This window comes from Streptomyces radiopugnans, from assembly GCF_900110735.1.
GTDB lineage: Bacteria > Actinomycetota > Actinomycetes > Streptomycetales > Streptomycetaceae > Streptomyces > Streptomyces radiopugnans.
On sequence record NZ_FOET01000020.1, the window covers coordinates 63,653 to 86,000 of the forward strand.

Here is a 22,348-nt window from a genome sequence, read left to right on the forward strand (position 1 = left end):
CGGTGTTGTGGGCGAAATGACTGTCTAGGGTGAGCGCATGAGCGACCGGCGCCACCCCCTCCCCGAAGGCCCCGACGGTCCCGAAGGTCCCGACGGCCCCGCCCGTACCGGCCGCCCCGACGACTCGGGCGGCCCCGACGGCTCGCGCACCGCGCACGGCTCTCATGATGCCCGCGCCGGGCGGGGAACCGGAGAGGGCCGCCGAAGCGGGGGCGCCGCCGGACGGTGGCGGCGCTTCAGGGAGTCGCCCTTCCTGCCCGCCACCGTGCTGTCGCTGCTCATCGCCGTCGCGGCCGGGCTCTTCGCCGGCTCGTACACCTACGCCATGGCCGACCCCACCCCGCGCCGCATCCCCGTCGCGGTCGTCGGCGCCACCGAGAGCGCCGCGGCCCACCGGGAGCGGGCGGAGGCCTTCGCCGACGCCGTGGGCGAGGACCTGCGCTCCTCCCTGGAACTGCACGAGTACCCCACCGCCGCGGCGGCGGGCGAGGCCCTGGAGTCGCAGCGGGTCTTCGCCGTGCTGCGCATCCCCGCCGGCCCCGACCGGGAGCAGCCGGTGCTGGAGGTCTCCAGCGCCTCGGGAGCCTCCGTCGCCGAGCTGCTGACCGAGGCCGCCCGCTCGGTGGGCGAGGAGACCGGGCTGCGGGTGGCGGTGCGCGACGCCAAACCGCTGGACCCGGGCGACCCGCGCGGCCTGGCCCTCTTCTACGTCACCCTCGCGGCGGTGGTCACCGGCTTCATCGGGGCCATCCAGATGAGCGTCCACGCCAGGGACCTGAACCCCTCCGAGCGGATCGCCTTCACGGCCGCCTACTCGCTGCTCGGCGGCTTCGCCATCGCCGCGGCCGTGGACTGGCTGCTGAACGCGGTCGACTTCCCCTTCGTCCACTCCTGGATGGTCCTCGCCCTGACCATGTTCACCTCGGGCATGGTCTTCACCATGTTCCAGGCGCTGATCGGGCGCTGGGCCATGCTCCCCACCTGGGGTCTGATGGTCCTCATCGGCAACCCCTCCTCCGGTGGAGCGGTCTCCTGGCCCCTGCTGCCCTCACTGCTGGGCACCGTCGGCCGCTGGCTCCCGCCGGGGGCCTCCGTCAACGCCCAGCACACGGCCGTCTACTTCCCCGACCACCTGCATGTGCAGCCCTACCTGGTGCTGGCCGCCTGGGCGGTCGTCTCCTGCGCCGTCTTCTGGATCCGGCGCCACCGGCACCCGGGCGGCAGGGACGGCGGCTCCTGACCGGCCCGCGGCCCGCGGCGCCCGCTCAGGGACGCCAGTACCGGCCGTCCTCGCGCCTGAGCAGGCACTCGTCGATCAGATAGCGCCGCACCGTCACATGGTCGGTGCCCCCGCCCTCGCACCACGTGCGCAGCCGGTCGTCCACCTCGCGCTCGCCGTAGACCCGGCCGGTCTCGAAGGAGCGCTCCACCACATGCTCCAGGACCGGCAGCCGCCTGCCCTTCCTGGCCGGCAGACGGACGATGCGCCCGCCTCGTACGGACCGGTGGAGCGGCTCCCCGGCGGCCTCCGCCTCCCCGCTCTCCCTGCTCCTCTCCGCGCTCCGGGCGCGGGCGAGCTCCCGGAACCGCCCGGCCTCGACGCGCAGCCCGCCGTTCCCGTCCCCTCCGTCTCCCCCGGCGACGAGCCCGCCGTCCCGCAGCCGCCGCACGGCGACCGCGGCCTCGCGCACGGACAGCCCGGCGGACGCGGCCACCTCCGGCACGCTTCCGGCCCCCAGCACCAGTGCGGCGAAGGCGCGCAGCCGCTGCGGTTCGGCGAACAGTCCCGCGAGATCTCCAGACGTCATGGCCCCACCCTGCCACCGGCCCGCCCCGCACCGCCTCCGGTTTTCCGGCGGCGGCGGCACGCGCGGAAGCCCACCCCGCCGCCTGCCGTCCGAGCGGGTGAGGGACGCCGGGCGCTCACCGGGTGGATGCCGGGCCGCCGGCGTACGGATTGGCCCGGGAACGGTGAAAGCCCCGCTCCGGAGACCCGGATCGGGGCTTTCACCTGCGGTGGCTGGGGCCGGGGTCGAACCGGCGACCTTCCGCTTTTCAGGCGGACGCTCGTACCAACTGAGCTACCCAGCCGCAGCGGTCCTGACGGGATTTGAACCCGCGGCCTCCACCTTGACAGGGTGGCGAGCACTCCAAACTGCTCCACAGGACCAAGCGATGCACGAGCACTAGTCTCGCACAGGTTGTGCGTGCCCCCAACGGGATTCGAACCCGTGCTACCGCCTTGAAAGGGCGGCGTCCTGGGCCACTAGACGATGAGGGCTGATGGCCCACCTGGGCGCTTCTCAGCGCGTCGGGGACGTGAGAAGCATATGGGATGGCGGGACGGATCGCCAAAACGGATTTCCGGCGGGGCCCGGGCGGGCCGTCCGGCGGGCTAACCGGCGGGCTGTCCCGCGGGCTCCCCGGACGGTGACCGGGACGGGGACGGTGCCGGGGAGGGCGAGCCGGAGGGGGACTCGGACGGAGAGCCGGACGGTGACGGAGACGGTGACGGAGACGGGGACGGGGACGGGGAGCCGCCCGGCTCCACCTCCTCCGGCAGGTGGCGGCTGACCTCGGCCGTCGTCAGGCCCAGGCCGCCCAGGGTGATCTCGTCCCACGCCTGGAGCCGCTTGGTGTCCCGGTCCAGGTAGAGCACCGAGGTCATCACCTTCTGCGGCTCGTCGCCCTCCACGGCCCGCAGCCCGCCGCCGCCCGTGGAGCCCTCGATCATCAGCCGGGTGCCCTCCTCCATCACCCGGGCCTCCCGCCGGTGGACGTGGCCGGCCAGCACCAGGGGCACGTCGCCGTCCGTCTGCTGGGCCGCCACCGGGTTGTGCGCGACGGCGATGTGCACCGGCCTGTCCGCCTCCGCGCTCTTGCGCAGGGCCGCGGACAGCTTCCGGCCCGCGGCGCGCTCGGCCGGGTCGCCCTCGGCGACCACCGAGCGGTCCGGGGTGAACTGCGGGTCGCCGATGCCCGCGATCCGCAGGCCGCCCACGGTCACCGGCTTCCCGTCGTCCAGGACGTGGGTGTTGTCCAGCTCCTCGATGTACTTCTGGGTGGTGCGCGAGTCGTGGTTGCCGCGCACCCACACGTACGGCGCGCCGAGGTCCTCGACCGGGTCCAGGAAGCCGTTCTCGGCGGCGGTGCCGTGGTCCATGGTGTCGCCCGCGTCGATGATCACGTCGATGTCGTACTGCTCGACCAGCGATCTGATGATGTGCCACGCGGCCGGGTTGAGGTGGATGTCGGAGACGTGCAGCACGCGGATGGTGCTGGGGTCCGGCTGGTAGGCGGGGAGCGTGGACGTGGCGTCGTAGAGCTTGGTGACGTTGGTGACCAGGCGCGCCAGTTCCTGCTGGTAGACGTCGAACTCGGTGACGATGCTGCGCGCGTTGCCCACCACGCTCGGGGCGCTGGCCAGCAGTCCGGAGAACTTCGGCTCCAGCAGCGACTTCGGGTTCCACGTCGCGTAGGCGCTCGCGCCGGAGGCAGCCAGGAGCGCGAGCGCGAGGCCGCCCGCCGCGAGCGCGCGCCGCGGGCGCCGGTAGACGGCCAGGCCGAGTGCCGTGGCGCCGGCGACCGCCGCGACGGAGGCCTTCACCGCCAGGTCCCGTGTGCCGGACTGCACATCGCGGGTGATCTGCTCCTCCAGGCCGCTGATCCGCTCCGGGCGGTCTATCAGTGCCTGGGCGCGTTCGGGGTTGAGCTGGTCGATGTCGACGTCAAGAGCGAGCGGTGCGAGGTGGCTGTCCAGTTCGAGCGCGCCCAGCGGCGGCACGCTGATCTCGGTGCCCCCGGACAGCGAGGGGCGCAGCGACATCCGGGTGTCCACCGGTCCCACGGTGGTCTTCACGCTGCCCACGACGAGCAGTCCCAGCCAGGCGCCGAGCAGTGTGACGGCGGCCAGCGCGAGCGCGCGGGCGTACGGGTGGGGGGTGTGGCTCAGGGAGTACACCGGCGCGGGCCGGTGCGCCCGGAAGCGGCGCCGCAGAGCACGGGGAACGGCTGCGGCCCAGCGGGCGGGAGCCCGGAGCGGCCGGAGGGGTTCTCGGCTCATGCCGTGCCATATGCCCGTCCGGGTGGCGACTATGCGGCGGCCGCCCGGCGTCCGTGCGGCGGCTGCCCGGTACGCCGCTCCGTGCACCGCTTCGCGCACTGCTTCGTGCGCCGCCCGCGCGCCGTGGCGGACAATGGGCGCGTGCTGGAGATGACGCGCGAGGAGTTCGAGGAACTGGTGGCCGAGGCGCTCGACCGGATCCCGCCGGAGCTGACGCGGCTCATGGACAACGTGGCGGTGTTCGTGGAGGACGAGCCGCCCGCCGAGGATCCCGAACTGCTCGGGCTCTACGAGGGCACGCCGCTGACCGAGCGCGGCGAGTGGTACGCGGGCGTCCTGCCGGACCGCATCACCGTCTACCGCGGGCCGACCCTGCGGATGTGCGAGCGCGACGGCGGCGACCGGCAGATGGTCGTCGAGGAGGTGGAGATCACCGTGGTGCACGAGATCGCCCACCACTTCGGCATCGACGACGAGCGGCTGCACGACCTGGGATACGCGTGAGCGGAGCTCCGGGGGAGGCCCCGGACGGCGGGGTGACCGACCCCGACGTCGATCTGCGCGTACCCGCCCACCGCGCCGAGACCGCCGGGGCGCACGCGGTGGCCGTCCTCGCCGCCGTCGCGGCGGGCGGTGCGCTCGGCGCCTGTGCCCGTTACGGCCTGACGCTGCTGTGGCCCGTGGCGCCCGGCGGCTTCCCCTGGTCCGTCCTCGCCGTCAACGCCGCCGGGTGCGCGCTGATCGGCGTGCTGATGGCGCTGCTGGAGGAGCCCGGCGGGAGGGCATCCGACGGGAGGGGGCCCGGCGGGGCGCGGCCGCGCCATCCGCTGGCTCGGCCCTTCCTGGGCACGGGGGTCCTGGGCGGCTTCACCACCGTCTCCGCGTACGCGCTCGACGCCGTACGGCTGCTGGAGGAGGGCGCCGTGGGCGCCGCGCTGCTGTACCTGGGCGCCACCCTGGCCGCCGCCCTCGGCGCCGTGTGGGCGGCCACCGCCGCGACCCGGGCGGCGGTGGCGCGGTGAGCTGGCTCCTGGTGGCGCTCGGCGGCGCGGCGGGCGCGTGCCTGCGGTACTCGGTGGACCGCGCGGTGCAGTCGCGGCACGAGTCGGTCCTCCCCAGGGGCACCCTCACCGTCAACGCCGCCGGCAGCCTGCTGCTGGGTCTGGTGACCGGGGCCGTCGAGGCGGGGGCGGCGGGGCCGGGGGCCGCCGCGCTGCTCGGTACGGGGCTGTGCGGCGCGCTGACGACGTACTCGACCTTCTCCTACGAGACGCTGCGGCTGGCCGAACGCGGTCACGGGCGGGCGGCGCTGGTGAACGCGGCCGTCACGCCGCCGGTCGCCCTGGGGGCGGTGTGGGCGGGTCTGGAGCTGACGCGTTACCTGTCGGGCTGACGGGAGTTGGGCAGGGGGAGCCCGCCCGACCCCCGCCTCCCGGAGGTGCCGCCCGTGCGCCCGTCCCGCCCCGTCCGCCGTGAACCCATCCGCGAGCCCGCCCGCGGGCCCGCCCGCGGGCCCGCTCGTACGGACGCCCGCACCGGCGTCCGTACGGCCGCCGGTGCCCTGCTGCTGGCCACCCTCAGCGGCTGCATGACGGTCGGCTCCTCCGGTGGCGAGGGGGAGGGCGACCGGCGGCAGCCGGCCGGGCACCGGGTCTCCAGGGACGCCGGCGACCCGCGGCCGGGCAGTGCGGTGGCCCCGCGCGGCGGAGGCGGGGAGCGGGGAGCGGGGCACGGAGGGCAGAGCGGGCGGAAGGGCCGGGGCGGCGGCGAGGACGGGCCCTCGAAGCGGGCGTCCGGCCCGTCGTCCTCCTCCCCCTCGCCGTCCTCCGCCGCCCCGTCGGCGGGCGCTCCGCGCCCGAAGAAGCCCTCCCCGTCGGCGAGTTCGGGCACCGGCGGGGGGCGGACGACCGCCCCGGCCACCCCCTCGCGCACGGCCGCGCCGCCGCCCGCGGACCCCACGACCCCGACCGCCGAGCCCACCCCGTCGCAGGGGAGCGGCGGAGGCGGCGGAGGTGCCGGCGGGGGTGACGGCGACGGCGGGGGCGGTGGTGCGGAGGACGGCCCCGGCGAGGGGGCGGACGCCGGAGCGGAGGGGCTTCCCGGGTTGTCGGAGCGGTACGGAATGAACGGGGGGCCGTCCGTCGTTCACTCCTCGTACGACATCCACGGATCCGGCGGCCCGCAGGACTCAGGCGAACGTCTCGGCTCCGTGGACCGGTAGACTTCACCCCAGGCGGTCGCCACCGCCGTTCCTCCCGTCCCATCGGCAGCGCGGACAAGAGATTTGCGCTCGGGGAGGGGAGGTCGTATGGTGGCAGATCGTTTGCTCCCATTTGCCCGGCGCCGTGAATCAGTAGCGCGCCGTGTGGCGCGTTCCTCACCTGAGCCGTGGCTGACCGCATCGAGGCGGTCTTATGCGAAAACACGGAGTTGCGGGCGCGTGCCATGTGACTCCGAGAGGTTTGTTTCCGCATGTCTGTGACCACCCCCGACGTCGTCCTGCCCGAGGACGAGCCGACGACCACGTTCGCCGACCTCGGCCTGCCCGGCGAGATCGTCCGCAAGCTCGCGCACAACGGCGTCACCGTCCCGTTCCCGATCCAGGCCGCGACCATCCCGGACGCGCTGGAGGGCAAGGACGTCCTCGGCCGCGGCCGCACCGGCTCCGGCAAGACGCTCAGCTTCGGCCTGCCGCTGCTGGCCCGCCTGGCCGGCGGGCGCACCGAGCGCAAGCGCCCCCGCGGCGTCATCCTCACCCCCACCCGTGAGCTGGCCATGCAGGTCAGCGACGCGCTCCAGCCGTACGGCGACGTCCTCGGCCTGAAGCTGAAGGTCGTCTGCGGCGGCACCTCGATGGGCAACCAGATCTCCGCCCTGGAGCGCGGCGTCGACGTCCTCGTCGCCACCCCGGGCCGGCTGCGCGACCTGATCAACCGCGGCGCCTGCTCGCTGGACGACGTGGAGACCGCGATCCTGGACGAGGCCGACCAGATGGCCGACCTGGGCTTCCTGCCCGAGGTCACCGAGCTGCTCGACCTGGTGCCGGCCGGCGGCCAGCGGATGCTGTTCTCCGCCACGCTGGAGAACGAGATCGACACCCTGGTGCGCCGCTACCTCGTCGACCCCGTCCACCACGAGGTGGACGCCGCCCAGGGCGCGGTCACGACGATGAGCCACCACGTGCTGATCGTGAAGCCGCGCGACAAGGCGCCGGTCACCGCCGCCATCGCCGCGCGCAAGGGCCGCACCATCGTCTTCGTCCGCACCCAGCTCGGCGCCGACCGCGTGGCCGAGCAGCTGCGCGAGGCGGGCGTGCGGGCGGACGCGCTGCACGGCGGCATGACGCAGGGCCTGCGCACCCGGACGCTGGCCGACTTCAAGGACGGCCGCGTCAACGTGCTGGTCGCCACCGACGTCGCCGCGCGCGGCATCCACGTCGACGACATCGACCTGGTGCTCAACGTGGACCCGGCCGGCGACCACAAGGACTACCTGCACCGCTCCGGCCGCACCGCCCGCGCGGGCCGCTCCGGCACGGTCGTCTCGCTGGCGCTGCCGCACCAGCGGCGGCAGATCTTCCGGCTGATGGAGGACGCGGGCGTGGACGCCTCGCGCCACGTCATCGGCCGCGGCGACGCCTTCGACGAGGACGTGGTGGAGATCACCGGCGCCCGGTCGCTGACCGAGGTGCAGGCCGAGTCGGCGCTGAACGCCGCCAAGCAGGCCGAGCGCGAGGTGGCGGAGATCACCCGGCAGCTCGAGCGCGCGCAGCGCCGCGCCGCCGAGCTGCGCGAGGAGGCCGACAAGCTGTCGGCGCGCGCCGCCCGCGAGCGGGGCGACGACCCGGAGGCGGCCGTTGCCGCGGTCGCCGAGGCGACCGAGGCGGCGGTGGCCGAGTTCACCGCCGAGGCCGACGCGGCGGAGGCGAAGGCCGAGGCCGAGGCGCGCCGGGCGCGCGAGGAGCGGTCGTACGAGCGCCGCGACGAGCGGGGCAACTTCCGCCGCGACCGCGACGACCGCCGCCCGTACGGCCGTGACCGCGACCGCGACGACCGCCGTGACGACCGCGGCGACCGGCGCCCGTTCAACCGGGACCGGCGCGACGACCGCGGCGACCGCGACGAGCGCCGTCCGTTCAACCGCGACCGCCGTGACGACCGGGGCGGCTTCCGCCGGGACAACGACCGGCGCGAGTTCGGCCACCGCGGCGGCGGCGACCGCCCGTTCAACCGGGACCGCGACGACCGCCGTCCCTTCAACCGCGACCGCGACCGTGACGACCGCCGCCCGTACGGCCGCCGTGACGACCACCGCGGCGGCGGCTACCAGGGTGGCGGCTACCAGGGTGGCGGCTACCAGGGTGGCGGCTACCAGGGCGGTGGGCACCAGGGCGGCGACCACCGCGGCGGCGGCCGCTCGTTCGACCGCCGTGCGGACAAGCCGCGCTGGAAGCGCAACGGCTGACGCCTGACGGCCGGAAGAACCCGGGGCCCGCTCCGAAGCACCGCTTCGGAGCGGGCCCCTTCCGGTTCCGGGTCCGGTTTCCCTTCCGGTTCCGCGCCCACTCGTCCGGGTGCGCCCGGCCGTCCGGGCGCGGATACGACGCGACGTGCCGTCACACTGTGCCAATGCCTTCGAAGCGCGGCGCCTCTCCGGGCTATGCTTCGGGGGCGGGCCGTTAGCTCAATTGGCAGAGCAGTGGACTTTTAATCCATTGGTTGTGGGTTCGAGTCCCACACGGCCTACTCACCGGGTCTGCCGCGGCGGACCCGGCAGGCGGGTTCGGCGCCCCGGCCGTTCGATCGGCCGGGGCGCTTCTCCTTTCTCCCGCCGTCTCCCGGGAGGTTCCGCGTCCTCCCCTGCTGCCCGGGATCATTGAGGGGGAAAAGCTCCCTCGTGCCGGAAAAGTCACTTCGGCGTAGCATGGGCTCGGAGCCGGGGCGCCGTTGGTGCGGCGGCTTCGGAGGCCGACTCCGCCCAGGGAGCTGAGCGATGATCCGTCCAGCAGACATCCGCGAGTGGCGCGGCCGCGACGTCGTCGACGCGACGGGGCACAAGGTCGGCCCGCTGGAGGCCGTTTACACCGACACGGCGACCGACGAGCCCGCCATGGCCACCGTCCGGACCGGGCTGCCCACCCGCCAGCGCCTGGTGTTCGTGCCCCTGGACGAGGCGGTCGCCGGGCCGGACTACATCAGGGTCCGCTACGACAAGGCACTGGTGAAGAAGGCTCCCTCCATCGGCACCGACGACGTGCTGCCGGCCGAGGAGGAGGAGCCGATCTTCAGGCACTACGGAATCGACTACCGCCCGGGTTCCGCGGGCGAGCGGCGGCTGGCACGCGGCTGAACGGCCTGACGGCCGGATCGCCTGACGGCCGGACGATGGTGAAGACGGTGCGAAGGAGGCACAGACGACATGGCGCTCTTCCTCTTCCTGCTCCTCGTCGCGGCCGTTCTGGGGGTGCTCGGCGCGGTGGTGGAGGGACTGCTCTACCTGCTGTTCATCGGTGTCGCGGTCCTGGTGATCGCGGTTCTCGTCGCCTCCCTGCAGCGCTCCCGCCGACGCGCAGGCCGCTGAGACGGCCGCTGAGACGGCCGCTGGGGCGGCCACAGGGACGGCCGGGCTACAGGGCGTCGACCGCGCTCACCTTCCAGCCCTGGGATGTGCGGGTGAGGGTCATGCGGACGCGGTTGAGGTCCAGCCGGGAGCCGCCGGAGACCTGAGTGCTCTCGGTGACCTGGTTGACGAAGAGCAGCACGACCACCCTGTCCGGCGAGGAGGAGACGACGGACGCCGCCGGGGCGCCGCCCTCGGGCCCGGCGACCGTCGCCTTGACGATCCCCTTGTACTTCTCGGCCGTCGGCGCGACCACCTTGGCGGTCGTCCTCTCGTACTCGTCGCGGAAGGAGCCGGTGAGGTGCTTGCGGGCCGCCGCGAAGTCGCGGTCCAGGCGCTTGTGGTGGTACGAGAGGATCACCGGCGCCGCCTTGCGGGCCGCGGCCAGGGCTTCCGAGCGTGCCTGGTGGGTGAGTTCGGCCTCCCGGTGGCGCAGGCCGAGGACGGCGGAGGCGGCCATGGCGGTCAGGACGAGGAGCGCCAGGACCGCGAGGAGGCGCCCGCGGCGGGGGGCCGGTCCGGCCGCCGCGGGTGTGCTTCCGGTTCCGGGCTTCCCCGGCTTCTCACCGGGGTCCCGGCGGCGCGCCTCCGCGCGGGCCGGCCGGAGCACCCCCGGCCGGGTGCGCTCGGCGCGGTCCGCGCGCCCCGTACGCCCCGCGCGGTCCGTACGCTCGGTGCGCTCCGTACGCTCCGTACGCTCCGCGTCCGCCCGCGCCCGCTCGGCGCGTCTGGCCGCGGCGCGGGTGGCGGCGGCGGTGACGGAGCGGTGCCGGAGAGTCGGTTTCGCCATGGTGGTCCTCCTCGCTGGTGCGGTGTGCGGCCGGCTCAGCCGACGAACTCGATGTCGGAGGTCAGCCACCGCCCGTCCTCGTGCACGAGGTCGAGCTGCAGGCGGTAGTTGCGTACCTGGCCCTCGGGGGCGGCAGTGTTGGTGACCCTGCTGTCGGCCACCACCAGGACGCGGGCGGAGCGCTCGTCGGCGCGGACGACACCGGCCTCCAGGACATGGCCCTTCGAGACCGACTTGTTCTCGGCCACCAGCTTCGTCAGCTCCTCGGTCTGCGCGGCGAACTGCTCCCTGAAGTCGCCGGTGGCGCCCTTCAGGACGTTCTCGCCGTCCCGCTCGTAGTGCCGGTAGTCGATCGAGGTGAAGTTGACGGTCATCTGCCGGGCCGCCGCCAGCACGTCGCGGTGGCGCCTGTCCTCCTGGTGCCGCTGGTAGAGCTGGAGGCCGAAGTAGGAGGCCAGGCCCGTCAGCAGGACGGCGAGGGCGGTGAGCACCGTGAGCAGGAGCCTGCCGCGCCGCACGGTGAGGGAGTGCAGCGCCGCGCGGGCGGCGGACAGCCGGGCGGTCATGCCACGGGTCCTACGAGCAGCCATTGCCAGGAGTCCTTTCCGAACAGGCTCTGCGCCCCGCCGGTGGCGCCGATCCGGACCACCTGGCCGCCGGGCGCGGCGGCCAGGCCGGTCTCGGGGTCGTAGGGGGTGACGTACGACGGGGCGCCGGACGGGGACTGGGAGGGGGAACGGGACTGGGACGTGGAGGATGAGCCGGACGGGCGGGGCGCGTTCTGGGCGCCGCGCACCGACGTCTCGCCGCCGCGCGGGGCCGTGCAGCGGGCCGAGGTGTTCGCCGGGCGGTGGCCGGTGTCGGAGGGGTCGCGCCACCGGGTGCCCTCGTAGCCCTGGCGGCACGACGGCGGCTGGTCGGCGTTGAGCACCATGCCGAAGTGGATGGTGCCGTCGCCGGGTACCACGGTGGAGCTGCCGGCGACCACGGCGGGGAAGGTGACGAGCGTCTGCTCGATGGCCGGGAGCCGGGCGACACCGATCTGGGCTCCGCTGATCAGGTTGCCGAGCAGCACCGGCAGGGCGGAGCGGTTGTCCTTCAGCAGCGAGTCCAGTTCGCGGGCGGCGGACGTGCCGCCGCCCAGCAGCTTGCGGAAGTCGCCGTCGCTGGCCTTGAGCTGGGCGGTGAGGTCGGCCAGGTCCCGGGAGAAGGACTTGATCGACGAGCCCTTGTCCGTCTGGGTCTTCAGGGCGGTGCGGGAGTCCTCGATCAGCTTCACCGTCTGCGGGAGGGCGTCGTCCGCCGAGCCGATCAGCTTGTCGCCCGAGTCCACCAGGCGGCTCAGGTGCGGGCCGGTGCCGGCGAAGGCGTCGCCCAGTTCGTGGACGGTCACCCGCAGGTCCCGCCGGTCGACGGAGGCGACCAGCCGGTCGAGGCTGAGGACCATGTCCGTCGTGGGCAGCGGCACCCGGGTGTCGCCGCGGGGGATCGTGCTGCCGTCGCGCAGGACCGGGCCGCCGCGGGTGCGGGGCTGGAGGTCCACGAACTGCTCGCCGATGGCGGAGCGGTTGGCCACCACGGCGAGGGTGTCGGCCGGGATGCGCGGGCCGTCCTCCATGCGCAGCTCCACCGAGACGCCTTCGGAGCCGGACAGCCGCAGTTCTCCCACACGGCCCACGGGGACGCCGCGGTAGGTGACCTCGGCGCCGCTGAAGATGCCGCCGGACTCGGCGAACTCGGCCCGCACGGTGTAGCCGCGGTCCAGGAGGCGGTCGGCCAGCCCGGCGTACTCGGCGCCGACGTAGGAGACGCCGACGGCGGTGATGGCGGCGAACGCGGCCAGTTGCGTCTTGACGGTACGAGTGATCATCCCCAGATCCCCTTCGTCATCAGGTCCGCGAGCGCCCGGTCCACGCCGTCGGCGCGGTACGCGTCGGCGTGGAGCGGGGCGGGGGCGTGGTACGCGGCGGGGCTGCCCGTGCAGACCGGCGGGCACAGCGGGCCGCCGCCCCCGTCCGGATCCCCGTCCGGCTCTCCGCCGGGGGGCTCGGGCAGCCCGGGGACGTCGGGGACGTCCGGGGTGCCGGGGACTTCGGGGAGCCCGGGCACGTCCGGCAGTTCGGGTACGCCCGGCGGCTCCGGGATGGCGGGCGGCTCCTCGGGCGGGCGGGGGGTCCGCGGGTCGCCGGGGCCGTCGTCCAGGTTGCCGTAGAGGCTCTTGAGGTCGAGGTCGGCGGTGACCTCCAGATTGACGTAGTCGCCCCGGATGGAGTCCACGACGTTGCGGGGGAAGGGATAGGTCGTCATCAGCTCCAGGGCGTTGGGCAGATCGTCGCCCGCCGCGTTCAACTGCTTGAGGATCGGCCGCAGATGGCGCAGGTTGGCCACCAGGTCGTCCTGCGAGGCGTTGATCACCCTGGTGCCGGCGGTGCCGAGCCTGGACAGGGCGCGCAGCATCTTCGTCAGGTCGCCGCGCTGGTCGGCCAGGACCTCCAGGGCGGGAGGGATGTCGTCCAGGGCCTTCCCGATCGTCTTCTCCTCCTTCCTCAGCCTCTTCGACAGCCGGTCGATGCCCTCGATCGCGCGGACGATCTCGTCGCGCTGGTCGTCGAGGCCGCCGATGAAGGTGTCCAGTTCCTCCAGCAGGGCCTTGATACGGTCCTCGCGGCCGTCCAGCGTGCTGTTCAGCTCCTTGGTGATCGTCTTGAGCTGGGCCACGCCGCCGCCGTTGAGCAGCGCCGACAGGGCGGACAGCACTTCCTCGATCTCCGGGTGGCGGTCGCTGCGGGACAGCGGGACGCGGTCGCCGTCGCCGAGCCTGCCCGCCGGCTCCACGCCGGCCGGCGGCGCGGACAGGGAGACGTACTTCTCGCCGAGGATGCTGGTCTGGCGGAGCTCGGCGACGGCGTTGCCCGGCAGCTTCACCGAGTCGGAGATCCGCAGCCGCACCCGGGCCTTCCAGCCGTCGAGCTCCACCTTCTCGACCGCGCCCACCGTGACGTCGTTGACCTTGACCGAGGACTGCGGCACCAGGTCCATGACGTCCCGGAACTCGACGGTCACGCGGTACGCGTCGTCGCCCGTGGCGGCGCCGCCGGGCAGCGGTACGTCGTGCAGCCCGCCGAAGCCGCAGCCGGACAGCAGCAGCGATCCCGACAGGGCCCCCAGCAGGGCTGCCCCCGGCAGGGGACGGCGGAGCAAGGGACGGCGGGGCGCGGGGCGGCCGAGCGCGGGACTGCGGAGCGCGGGACGGCGGGACGCGGAGCCGTACGGGTGCGCGCTCATGCCCGGGCCTCCAGGATTCCGCCGAGCGTCCGGTCGATGCCGGGCGCCCCCGCCGCAGGTCCGTCGCCCAACGGCCTTGCCGAGTCGGGCAGTTCGGGAAGGGAGTCGAACAGCTCGCGGATGTCCGCGCAGTCCTTCCCCGCCCGGCCGTCCTCGCCGGCGGTCCTGAGCAGCGAGCACAGCAGGGAGGCGGGGTCCTGCGGGAAGTGCGGGTTGTTCCGGGTGTCGAGGGTGCCGGAGGCCGGGTTGTAGGCGAGGTCCAGGTTGGAGAGCCCGGCGGGGGCGACGTCGACGAACTCCTCCAGGGCGGCGCGCTGTTCGACCATGATGCGGGTGACCTTGCTCAGCCCCTTCACATTGGAGGTGATCGACTTCTCGTTGTCCCGGACGAAGGCGGACACGTCCGCCATCGCGGCCGCCAGGTGCCTGATGGCCTTCCCCAGGTCCTTGCGCTCGCCGGCGAGCTGGTCGGCGACGTCGGCCAGGCTGTCGTTGAAGGCCCGGACGCTGTCGTCGTCGTCCGCCAGCGCCGAGGTGAACACCTGGAGGCCGCGCACGGTGTCGAACAGGTCCCCGCGGCCGTCGGAGAGGGTGGTGACGGCCTCGGAGAGGTCCTCGACGGTCTGGTGGATCCTCTCCCCCTGGCCGTCCAGAGTGTCGGCGCTCACTCCCAGCAGCCGGGAGAGCGAGCCGTCCTCGTTGGCCCCCTCGGGGCCGAGCGCCTCGGCGGTGGTGTGCAGGCTCTCGTAGACGCGGTCGAGTTCGACGGGCACGGCCGTGCGCTCCTCGGGGATGACCGCGCCGTCCTCCAGCGCCGGGCCCTTGCGGTAGACCGGCAGGAGCTGGACGTAACGGTCGCTGACCACCGAGGAGTTGATGATCGCGGCCTTGGCGTCCGCCGGGATCCTGCGGTCGGCCGGCAGCTCCAGCCGGACGCGGACCCGGTCGCCCTGCGGGGTGATCTCGGTGACCTCGCCGACGCGTACGCCCAGGACGCGCACGTCGGAGCCGGGGTAGATGCCGACCGTGCGCGGGAAGTAGGCGGTGATCCGAAGGTCGTCCTGCCGGGGCCACAGCACGACGGCCGCTCCGGCCAGGACCGCCAGGGCCAGGACGAGCGCCAGGCGGCGCGCGGCCGGCCGGCGTGCGGCGGGGACCCGGCCCGCGAGGCGCCGCAGCGGGGCCGGGAGGGCGAGCCGCCGGGTGAGCCGGGGCAGTCGGGGGATCCGGGCGAGAGCGGGCCGCCTCATCGTCCACCTCCCGGCGGCACGTCCGCGGAAGGCCCGCCCCCGGGCGCCATGGGGGCGGGGGCGACCAGGTTCTGGACGTAGCTGTCGAACCAGGGGCCGTTGCCCAGGGTGTTGGTGAAGACGCGGGCGAAGGGCGCGAGCAGCTTGACGCTGCGGTCGAGGCTCTCCTGGTTGCGTTCCAGCATGGTGACCACCGTGTCGAGGTTCTTCAGGGCGGGGCCGAGCTGCGCGCGGTTGTCCCGGACCAGCCCGGAGAGCTGGATGCCGAGCGCCGAGGCGTTCCTCAGCAGCGCGTGGATGACCCTGCGCCGCTTGCTGATCTCCCGGAACAGCTTGTCGCCGTCCTTCACCAGGGTGGTGAAGTCCTCGGCGCGGTCCGCCAGCACGCCGCTGACACCACTGGCGTTCTTCAGCAGCTCGCGCAGTTCGGCGTCGCGGGACGCCACGGTCCTGGAGATCTTCGACAGGCCCTTGATGGACGCCCTGACCTCGGCCGGGGAGTCCTCGAAGGTGGCGGAGACGGTGTCCAGGGCGTCGGCCAGCCGCTCGGTGTCGACCTCCTCGGTGGTGGTGGTCAGATCGCTGAACGCCTCCACCACGTCGTAGGCCGGCACGGTGCGGTCCAGCGGGATCTCGCTCCCCGGCTCCAGCCTGCCGGGCCCGGCCGGCTCCAGCGCGAGGTACTTGGCGCCCAGGATCGTCTTGACGCGGATGGAGGCGCCGGTGCGGCCGCCCAGCTCCGGCCCGTCCTCGACCCGGAAGGAGACCTTGACGTGGTCGCCGTCGAGTTCGACGGCGTCGACCTTCCCGGCCTTGACGCCCGCGATGCGCACCTCGGCGCCCGGCCTGAGCCCGCCTGCCTCGGAGAAGGCCGCGCTGTACCGCTCGCCGCCGCCGATCAGCGGCAGGTCGTCCGCGTTGAACGCCGCGCCGACCAGCAGCGCGATCACGGTGAGGCCGACGGCCCCGACCGTCAGGGGGTTGCGTTCCCGGAAGGGGATCACGGCCGGCACCTCCCCTGCTCGACGCGGAACCGGGGCGTGACCGCCTCCGCGGTCTCGGGCAGGACGATCCGGCCGTCGAAGTCGCACAGGTAGAAGTTGAACCAGGAGCCGTAGGTGGCGGTGGCGGTCAGCTTGTCGAGTTTGTTCGGAAGTCGCTTCAGGACGCCCTCCACGGTCTTCTCGTTGTCCTTGAGCGTGCCGGCGAGTTCGCCGAGCTCGGCGATGTCGGTGCGCAGCGGCGGGCGGCTCTCGTCGATCAGGCCGGTGGTGGCCGCGGTGAGGTCGTTGATGCCCGTCAGCGACTCCCCGATCGCCTTCCGGTCGCCGGACAGGCCCGAGACCACCCGCCGCAGCTGGACGAGGAGGCCGGAGAAGCGGGTGCTGCGCTCGTCCAGCGTGTCCAGCACGGAGTTGAGGTTGTCGATCACCGAGCCGATCAGCTCGTCGCGGTCGGCGAGGGTGGTGGTGAGCGAGGCGGTGTGGGCCAGCAGGCTGCGCACCGTGCCGCCCTCGCCCTGGAAGGTCCTGATGATCTCGGTCGCGAGCTTGTTGACGTCCTCGGGGCTCAGCGCGGCGAACAGCGGCTTGAAGCCGTTGAGCAGCACGTTGAGGTCGAGCGCGGGCTGGGTCCGCTTCAGGGGGATGAGCCCGCCGGGAGGGAGCCGCCTGCCGTCGCCGGCGCCCTCCGTCAGCGCGATGTACCGCTGCCCGACGAGGTTGCGGTAGCGGATGACGGCGCGGGTGCTGGTGAGCAGCGGCCGGTCGCGGGAGACGGTGAAGACGACCTCGGCGAGGGTGCGCGTCCCCTTGCCGCCCTTGCCGCTCTCATCGGCCTCGCCGCTCTCGCCGCCCCTGCCGTCCCCGGTGCCCTCCTGCCGGATCCTGATGGACTCCACCTCGCCCACCCGGACTCCGGCCACCCTGATGTCGTCACCCTCCTCCAGGCTGGTGACGTCGCTGAACACCGCCCGGTAGGTGTCCTCGGGGGTGAAGGAGATGGTGACGATGGTCGCCGCCAGCACTGTGGTCGCCAGTACGGTCACCACCGTGAAGAGGCCGAACTTCACCAGCGGCGCCGTGACGCTCCTGGAGTTCACGCGACGCTCACCTCCGTTCCGCGGGCCATCGGGCCGAAGAGCAGGGTCGTGACGGCGGGCACCTCGTCGGCGGGCACGCCCATGACCGGGGCCACCAGAGCACCGAGCACCCGCTGCTCGGGTCCGGTGGCGGACACCCGGCCCGGGGCCCGGCCCGGACCGGAGGAGGCCGCGCCCGCGTGGCGGGCGTCCGAGGTGCCGTCCTCGAACCGGCGCTGGGGGGCGGGGACGGGCGGGTCGGGCATGCCCGCGCAGTGCGGGCCGCGGCGGTCCTCGTAGCGGGGCTCCTCGCCGGGGCGGTAGCCGGGCCGGACGGGGGCGACCTCCAGCGTGATGTGCATCCGCCCGCCCTCGAACGCCTTCTCCAGCCGCTTGTCCTGCTCGACCAGGCCCTCCAGCAGGCACGGGTACTCGGGGGAGTAGCGGGCGAGCAGGGCCAGGGTCGGGCGGGAGACGCGGCCCAGGGTGACGATGCGGTCGCCGTTGTCGTCCAGGAAGGCGCGGCCGGTGCCGGCGGCGGTGGTCGTCCCGGTGAGGAACGACGCCAGGGTCCGGCGCTTCTCGACCAGCGTGCGGCTGGTGGTGAGGGCGTTGCGCAGCACCCTCATCAGGTCGGGCGCGGCGTCCCCGTAGATCTCGGCCACGTCGGCGAAGCGGGAGATGTCCTCCTGGAGCGAGGGCAGGTGCGGGTTGAGGCGGCGCAGGTAGCCCTCCAGGCGGACGAGGTTGTCGCCGATCTCCTCGCCGCGCCCCTCCAGGGCGGTGGCGAAGGCCGACAGGGTGGCGTTGAGCCGGCCGGGCTCGACGGTGCGCAGCAGCGGCAGCAGGTCGTCCATCAGCCGCTGCAGCTCGATGCCGACCCTGGTGCGGTCCTGGGTGATGACGTCTCCGGCGCGGATGGGCCGCTCGGAGGGGTTCTCGGGGATGACGAGGTCGACGTACTTCTCGCCGAACAGCGTCTTGGGCAGCAGGCGCGCGTGGACGTCGGAGGGGATCAGGGGGGTGTGCTCCGGCTTGAGCGCGAGGTCGAGGGTCGCCTTCTCGCCGTCGGCCCGCACCTCGCGGACCTCGCCGACGATCAGTCCCCGCAGCTTGACGTCGGCGCGCTCGCGCAGCTGGTTGCCGAGGGTGTCGGCCTCCAGCGTGACGGCGACCACCGGGGTGAACGCCTGCCGGTACACCGCGACGGTCAGCGAGAGCAGCAGCGCGAGCACGGCGGTGAAGGCCAGTCCGTACAGCCGCAGCCGGGCGGCCGGTGTGGTGTTCGGCATCGGCTACCCCGCTATCCGCACGGTCGTGCTGGCGCCCCAGATCGCCAGGCTCAGGAAGAAGTCCAGGACGTTGACGGCGACGATGGAGGTGCGCACCCCGCGGCCGACGGCGATGCCCACGCCCGCCGGGCCGCCCGTGGCGTGGTAGCCGTAGTAGCAGTGGACGAGGATGACCACGACGGCGAAGACGATCACCTTGCCGAACGACCACAGCACGTCGACCGGCGGCAGGTACTGCTGGAAGTAGTGGTCGTAGGTGCCGGTGGACTGCCCGTGGTAGACGGTGGTGATGGTCCGGGCGGCGAGGTAGGAGGAGAGCAGCCCGATCACGTACAGCGGGATCACCGCGACGAATCCGGCGATCATGCGGGTGGTGACCAGGAACGGCAGCGAGGGGACGCCCATCACCTCCAGCGCGTCGACCTCCTCGCTGATCCGCATGGCGCCGAGCTGGGCGGTGAAGCCGGCCCCGACGGTCGCGGACAGGGTCAGACCGGCCACCAGCGGCGCGATCTCGCGGGTGTTGAAGTAGGCGGAGAGGAACGCCACGAAGTTGGAGGTGCCGAGCTGGTTGAGCGCGGCGTACCCCTGGAGGCCGACCTCGGTGCCGGTGAAGAAGGAGAGGAAGGCGATGACCCCGACGGTGCCGCCGACGACCGCCAGCGCGCCCCGGCCGAAGCTCACCTCGGCCAGCAGGCGCAGCACCTCCTTCTTGTGGCGGCGCAGGGTGCGTCCGGTCCAGGCCAGGGAGCGCCCGTAGAAGGCCACCTGGGTCCCCATCTCCTCCAGGGAGCGGGCGGGGGGACCGAGGAGACGTTTCGGCAGTCCCGCCGGTCCCGACGGCCCCGCCGGTGCGGGCCGCGCCGTCCGCGGCTGTTCCGGCGGCTGTTCGGAGGGCTGTTCGGGCGTCTGCCGCGACGGCAGTCTCGATGGCTGTGCCACTGGTCGTCTCCCTATCCCCGCTGCGGGACGATCTGGAAGTACGCCGCGGTCATCACGAAGTTGGTCACGAAGAGCAACATGAAGGTGATGACCACCGCCTGGTTGACCGCGTCGCCCACGCCCTTGGGCCCGCCCTTGGCGTTCAGGCCCTTGTGGGCGGCGACGATCGCGGCGATGGCCCCGAAGACCAGTGCCTTCAGCTCGGCCGCCCACAGGTCGGGGAGCTGGGCGAGGGTGGTGAAGGAGGCCAGATAGGCGCCGGGGGTGCCGTCCTGGAGGATCACGTTGAAGAAGTAGCCGCCGCAGACCCCGACCACCGAGACCAGCCCGTTGAGCAGGGCGGCGACCAGCATCGTCGCCAGCACCCGGGGCACCACCAGGCGGTGGACCGGGTCGATGCCGAGGACCTCCATGGCGTCGATCTCCTCGCGGATCCTGCGGGATCCGAGGTCGGCGCAGATCGCGGTGCCGCCCGCCCCGGCGATGAGCAGCGCGGTGACGATCGGCGACGCCTCCCTTAGCACCGCGAGCACCGAGGCGGCCCCGGCGAAGGACTCGGCGCCCAACTGCCGCGTCAGGCTGCCGATCTGCAGGGCGATCACGGCTCCGAAGGGGATGGAGACCAGGGCGGCGGGCAGGATCGTGACACTGGCGACGAACCACGCCTGCTGGATGAACTCCCGCCACTGGAAGGGGCGCCGGGGCAGGGCGCGCAGGACGTCCAGGGCCAGGGCGAACAGGGCGCCCGAGTGCCGCAGCCCCTGGGCGGGCGAGAAGCTCACGCTCCCTTCACCCCCTCCCGCGACCACACTTCCGCCTCGCGCTCCGCGATCGCCTCCCAGCGGGGCGGCCGGACGATGCCGGGGCTGGGCAGCAGCCGCGGGGACACGCCCTCGCCCGAGGCGCCCTTGCCGCCGCGCGGCCCGCGGTGCTCACCGGCGTCGAGCTCGGCCAGCTCCTGCTCGACCTGGGCCGCGTCCTTCTCCTCGGCCATGCCGATCGGGCCCTGCATCCGGCCGTGGAGGAACTGCTTGACCACCGGTTCGCCGCTGGCCAGCAGGGTGTCCCGGGGCCCGAACATCACCAGTTCGCGCCGGAACAGCAGCCCGATGTTGTCCGGCACCTGCCGGGCGGAGGCGATGTCGTGGGTGACGATCAGGAACGTCGCGCCGGTCTGCGCGTTCAGGTCCACGATGAGCTGGTTCAGATAGGCCACGCGCACCGGGTCGAGGCCGGAGTCGGGCTCGTCGAACAGGATGATCTCCGGTTCCAGAACGAGCGCCCGGGCCAGGCCCGCCCGCTTGCGCATGCCGCCGGAGATCTCCCCGGGCAGCTTCTCCTCGGCGCCGATCAGGCCGACCATGTCCATCTTCTCCAGGACGATCCGCCTGATCTCGCTCTCCGGCCTGCGGGTGTGCTCCCGCAGCGGGAAGGCGATGTTGTCGTACAGGCTCATCGAGCCGAACAGCGCGCCGTCCTGGAAGAGGACGCCGAACAGCTTGCGCACCTCGTACAGTTCGCGCTCGCGGAGCCGGGTGACGTCCCTGCCCTCGATCGTGATCGAGCCGCGGTCCGGCCGCAGCAGGCCGACGAGGGTCTTGAGGAAGACCGACTTGCCCGTGCCCGAGGGACCGAGCATCACCGAGATCTCACCGGCCGGAAGCGTCAGGGACACGTCCTGCCAGATGACCTGTCTGCCGAAGGACTTGGTCAGCCCTTCGACACGGATCTCGACACCCATCCGTTCCGCCCTCCAGCCGTGGAGCAGGTGCGTACACCCGCTCTACGGGGAGGGCCGGGACGTCCGTCGCCGGAGGCATGGGGTTTTTCGTTCTCCGCCCCGTGCGCCGGGTCCGGTCAGGGGAGGGCGCCGACCGGATCCTCGGCCGGATCCGCGGTGAGGCTCCCGGCCGCCTTCCCGGCCGCCTCCTCGACCGCGTCCCCGACGTCCCCGGTGGTCCCGGACAGCTCGTCGGGGACGACGGAGCCGCCGGCCGCCGCGTCCGGACCGCCGAGGCCGCCGCCGGGCAGGGACGGGGCCTCCGGCCGGGGGAGTGCGCCGGGTTCCAGCCGCGGAAGCCCGCCGGCCTCCGGCACGCCGGTCTCCTCCGGCAGCCCGGGCAGCTCCGGCAGGCGCGGCGGTTCCGGGAGCACCGGCGCACCGCTCGCGGCGGACTCCGGCTCCGCCCCGCGGCCGCTCTCCGCCGCCCGGTCCACCGTGTGCCGCGCCACTTCAGGGGCGGGGCGGCCGGGGGCCGCGGGCCGGTCCGGCCCGTCGTCCGCCGCGGGCCGCTCGGCGGCCGGGGCGGCGCCGGCCCGGGGAGGGAGATGGCCCTGCGGCCGCTCCGAGGCGGGCAGCGCGAGGCCCAGGACGGCCACCACGGTCGCCGTGGACACCGCCCCCGCCGTCTGGAGGCCTCCCGTGACGGGCGCCTTGCCCCGGCCGAGCAGCCACGCGGTGAGGGCCAGCGTCCCCGCGAGCGAGGCGCGCATCGTACGCCGGGCCCGGGCCAGCAGCGACTCCACCGTCCGGTAGCTCAGGCCCATCTTCCGGGCGACCTGCCCGACGTCCAGGTCCTCCGCCTTCAGCCACAGGGCCTCCGCCTGGCGCGGCGGCAGCTCCACGCTGCGCGTCGCCACCCAGGAGGCCTCCGCACGGTCGCACACCACGTCCTCGACCGGCGGCGCGCCGGGGGCGGCGAGCGTGGAGCGGCTGCCCACCTCGGCCTCACGGCTGATCTGCCGGTGCCGGTCGACGCACAGCCGCACGGTCACCGTCGTCAGCCACGCGCCCAGGTGCTCGTCCTCCACCTGCGGGTTCTCCCAGGCCCTCAGCAGCGCCTCGTGGACCGCGTCCTCGGCGTCCTCCAGGCTCGGGGACCGCCGCCTGGCCACCCTCAGCAACTGCTCGCGGTGGCTCCACAGGAGCTGCCACCGCTCCTCCGCATCGCCGCCGGGACGCGCCGGCCGGCTGTCTCGCGCCATACGCTTCCTCCGCACCATCGGGACCGAACCGCCGGGAACACG

At 73.7% G+C, this 22,348-nt stretch carries 22 protein-coding genes and 4 tRNA genes; 9 read left to right on the forward strand and 17 right to left on the reverse strand.

Annotation, left to right across the window (positions count from 1 at the left end; translation table 11 throughout):
* Positions 1-37 precede the first annotated feature (37 nt).
* The gene (locus BMY40_RS25260; protein ID WP_093663101.1) at positions 38-1,240 is read left to right on the forward strand and encodes a DUF3533 domain-containing protein; all 1,203 of its coding nucleotides are present in this window, start codon (positions 38-40) and stop codon (positions 1,238-1,240) included.
* 25 nt (positions 1,241-1,265) lie between these two features.
* Here BMY40_RS25260 and BMY40_RS25265 read toward each other — a convergent pair whose 3' ends face one another.
* From BMY40_RS25265 to BMY40_RS25285, 5 genes are all read right to left on the reverse strand, one after another.
* Complete coding sequence (locus tag BMY40_RS25265; RefSeq protein ID WP_093663102.1) at positions 1,266-1,808, reverse strand: DUF2087 domain-containing protein; 543 nt, start codon at positions 1,806-1,808, stop codon at positions 1,266-1,268.
* A 209-nt stretch (positions 1,809-2,017) separates the two neighbouring features.
* Positions 2,018-2,091: transfer RNA gene (locus tag BMY40_RS25270), tRNA-Phe, on the reverse strand.
* A 4-nt stretch (positions 2,092-2,095) separates the two neighbouring features.
* A tRNA-Asp gene (locus BMY40_RS25275) sits at positions 2,096-2,170 on the reverse strand.
* 38 nt (positions 2,171-2,208) lie between these two features.
* A tRNA-Glu gene (locus BMY40_RS25280) sits at positions 2,209-2,281 on the reverse strand.
* 114 nt (positions 2,282-2,395) lie between these two features.
* Positions 2,396-4,063, reverse strand: a complete 1,668-nt coding sequence (locus tag BMY40_RS25285; protein WP_093663103.1) for a metallophosphoesterase family protein — start codon at positions 4,061-4,063, stop codon at positions 2,396-2,398.
* Positions 4,064-4,204: 141 nt separating this feature from the next.
* Here BMY40_RS25285 and BMY40_RS25290 point away from each other — a divergent pair, with 141 nt between their 5' ends.
* From BMY40_RS25290 to BMY40_RS28165, 8 genes are all read left to right on the forward strand, one after another.
* Positions 4,205-4,567, forward strand: coding sequence for a metallopeptidase family protein (locus BMY40_RS25290; RefSeq protein ID WP_218158319.1), 363 nt, complete (start codon positions 4,205-4,207; stop codon positions 4,565-4,567).
* Complete coding sequence (locus BMY40_RS25295; RefSeq protein ID WP_177214129.1) at positions 4,564-5,085, forward strand: FluC/FEX family fluoride channel; 522 nt, start codon at positions 4,564-4,566, stop codon at positions 5,083-5,085. The genes BMY40_RS25290 and BMY40_RS25295 overlap by 4 nt, the downstream gene beginning before the upstream one ends.
* Positions 5,082-5,456 (forward strand): fluoride efflux transporter CrcB, encoded by a 375-nt coding sequence (gene crcB / locus BMY40_RS25300; protein WP_093663140.1) that lies wholly within the window; start codon positions 5,082-5,084, stop codon positions 5,454-5,456. Before BMY40_RS25295 ends, crcB begins: the two co-directional genes overlap by 4 nt.
* 54 nt (positions 5,457-5,510) lie before the next feature.
* A complete protein-coding gene (locus BMY40_RS28160; protein ID WP_093663105.1) occupies positions 5,511-6,284 on the forward strand; it encodes a hypothetical protein in 774 nt (257 codons plus the stop codon).
* A 251-nt stretch (positions 6,285-6,535) separates the two neighbouring features.
* Positions 6,536-8,527, forward strand: coding sequence for a DEAD/DEAH box helicase (locus BMY40_RS25310; RefSeq protein ID WP_093663106.1), 1,992 nt, complete (start codon positions 6,536-6,538; stop codon positions 8,525-8,527).
* A 208-nt stretch (positions 8,528-8,735) separates the two neighbouring features.
* Positions 8,736-8,808: transfer RNA gene (locus tag BMY40_RS25315), tRNA-Lys, on the forward strand.
* Positions 8,809-9,055: 247 nt separating this feature from the next.
* Complete coding sequence (locus BMY40_RS25320) at positions 9,056-9,412, forward strand: PRC-barrel domain-containing protein (RefSeq protein WP_093663107.1); 357 nt, start codon at positions 9,056-9,058, stop codon at positions 9,410-9,412.
* 69 nt (positions 9,413-9,481) lie between these two features.
* Positions 9,482-9,643: a hypothetical protein gene (locus BMY40_RS28165; RefSeq protein WP_177214130.1), complete on the forward strand. Its 162-nt coding sequence runs from the start codon at positions 9,482-9,484 to the stop codon at positions 9,641-9,643.
* A 46-nt stretch (positions 9,644-9,689) separates the two neighbouring features.
* Here BMY40_RS28165 and BMY40_RS25325 read toward each other — a convergent pair whose 3' ends face one another.
* From BMY40_RS25325 to BMY40_RS25380, 12 genes are all read right to left on the reverse strand, one after another.
* Positions 9,690-10,472 carry a hypothetical protein gene (locus BMY40_RS25325; RefSeq protein ID WP_093663108.1) on the reverse strand — a complete coding sequence of 261 codons (783 nt, stop codon included), beginning with the start codon at positions 10,470-10,472 and terminating at the stop codon, positions 9,690-9,692.
* A gap of 35 nt (positions 10,473-10,507) precedes the next feature.
* Entirely contained in the window at positions 10,508-11,038 is a 531-nt protein-coding gene (locus BMY40_RS25330; protein WP_093663109.1) for a hypothetical protein, read from the reverse strand.
* Positions 11,035-12,342: an MCE family protein gene (locus BMY40_RS25335; protein ID WP_093663110.1), complete on the reverse strand. Its 1,308-nt coding sequence runs from the start codon at positions 12,340-12,342 to the stop codon at positions 11,035-11,037. The genes BMY40_RS25330 and BMY40_RS25335 overlap by 4 nt, the downstream gene beginning before the upstream one ends.
* Positions 12,339-13,757, reverse strand: coding sequence for an MCE family protein (locus BMY40_RS25340; RefSeq protein ID WP_093663111.1), 1,419 nt, complete (start codon positions 13,755-13,757; stop codon positions 12,339-12,341). Before BMY40_RS25340 ends, BMY40_RS25335 begins: the two co-directional genes overlap by 4 nt.
* Positions 13,754-14,881: an MCE family protein gene (locus BMY40_RS25345; protein WP_093663141.1), complete on the reverse strand. Its 1,128-nt coding sequence runs from the start codon at positions 14,879-14,881 to the stop codon at positions 13,754-13,756. The genes BMY40_RS25340 and BMY40_RS25345 overlap by 4 nt, the downstream gene beginning before the upstream one ends.
* A gap of 122 nt (positions 14,882-15,003) precedes the next feature.
* Entirely contained in the window at positions 15,004-16,011 is a 1,008-nt protein-coding gene (locus tag BMY40_RS25350) for an MCE family protein (protein WP_093663142.1), read from the reverse strand.
* Positions 16,008-17,108: an MCE family protein gene (locus BMY40_RS25355; RefSeq protein WP_093663112.1), complete on the reverse strand. Its 1,101-nt coding sequence runs from the start codon at positions 17,106-17,108 to the stop codon at positions 16,008-16,010. Before BMY40_RS25355 ends, BMY40_RS25350 begins: the two co-directional genes overlap by 4 nt.
* Complete coding sequence (locus tag BMY40_RS25360; RefSeq protein WP_093663113.1) at positions 17,105-18,379, reverse strand: MCE family protein; 1,275 nt, start codon at positions 18,377-18,379, stop codon at positions 17,105-17,107. Before BMY40_RS25360 ends, BMY40_RS25355 begins: the two co-directional genes overlap by 4 nt.
* Before the next feature lie 3 nt (positions 18,380-18,382).
* Entirely contained in the window at positions 18,383-19,159 is a 777-nt protein-coding gene (locus BMY40_RS25365) for an MlaE family ABC transporter permease (RefSeq protein ID WP_093663114.1), read from the reverse strand.
* 173 nt (positions 19,160-19,332) lie between these two features.
* The gene (locus BMY40_RS25370; protein WP_093663115.1) at positions 19,333-20,103 is read right to left on the reverse strand and encodes an MlaE family ABC transporter permease; all 771 of its coding nucleotides are present in this window, start codon (positions 20,101-20,103) and stop codon (positions 19,333-19,335) included.
* Positions 20,100-21,062, reverse strand: coding sequence for an ABC transporter ATP-binding protein (locus BMY40_RS25375; RefSeq protein WP_093663116.1), 963 nt, complete (start codon positions 21,060-21,062; stop codon positions 20,100-20,102). The genes BMY40_RS25370 and BMY40_RS25375 overlap by 4 nt, the downstream gene beginning before the upstream one ends.
* Before the next feature lie 116 nt (positions 21,063-21,178).
* Complete coding sequence (locus BMY40_RS25380; RefSeq protein WP_245770314.1) at positions 21,179-22,306, reverse strand: RNA polymerase sigma factor; 1,128 nt, start codon at positions 22,304-22,306, stop codon at positions 21,179-21,181.
* Between the last annotated feature and the right edge of the window lie 42 nt (positions 22,307-22,348).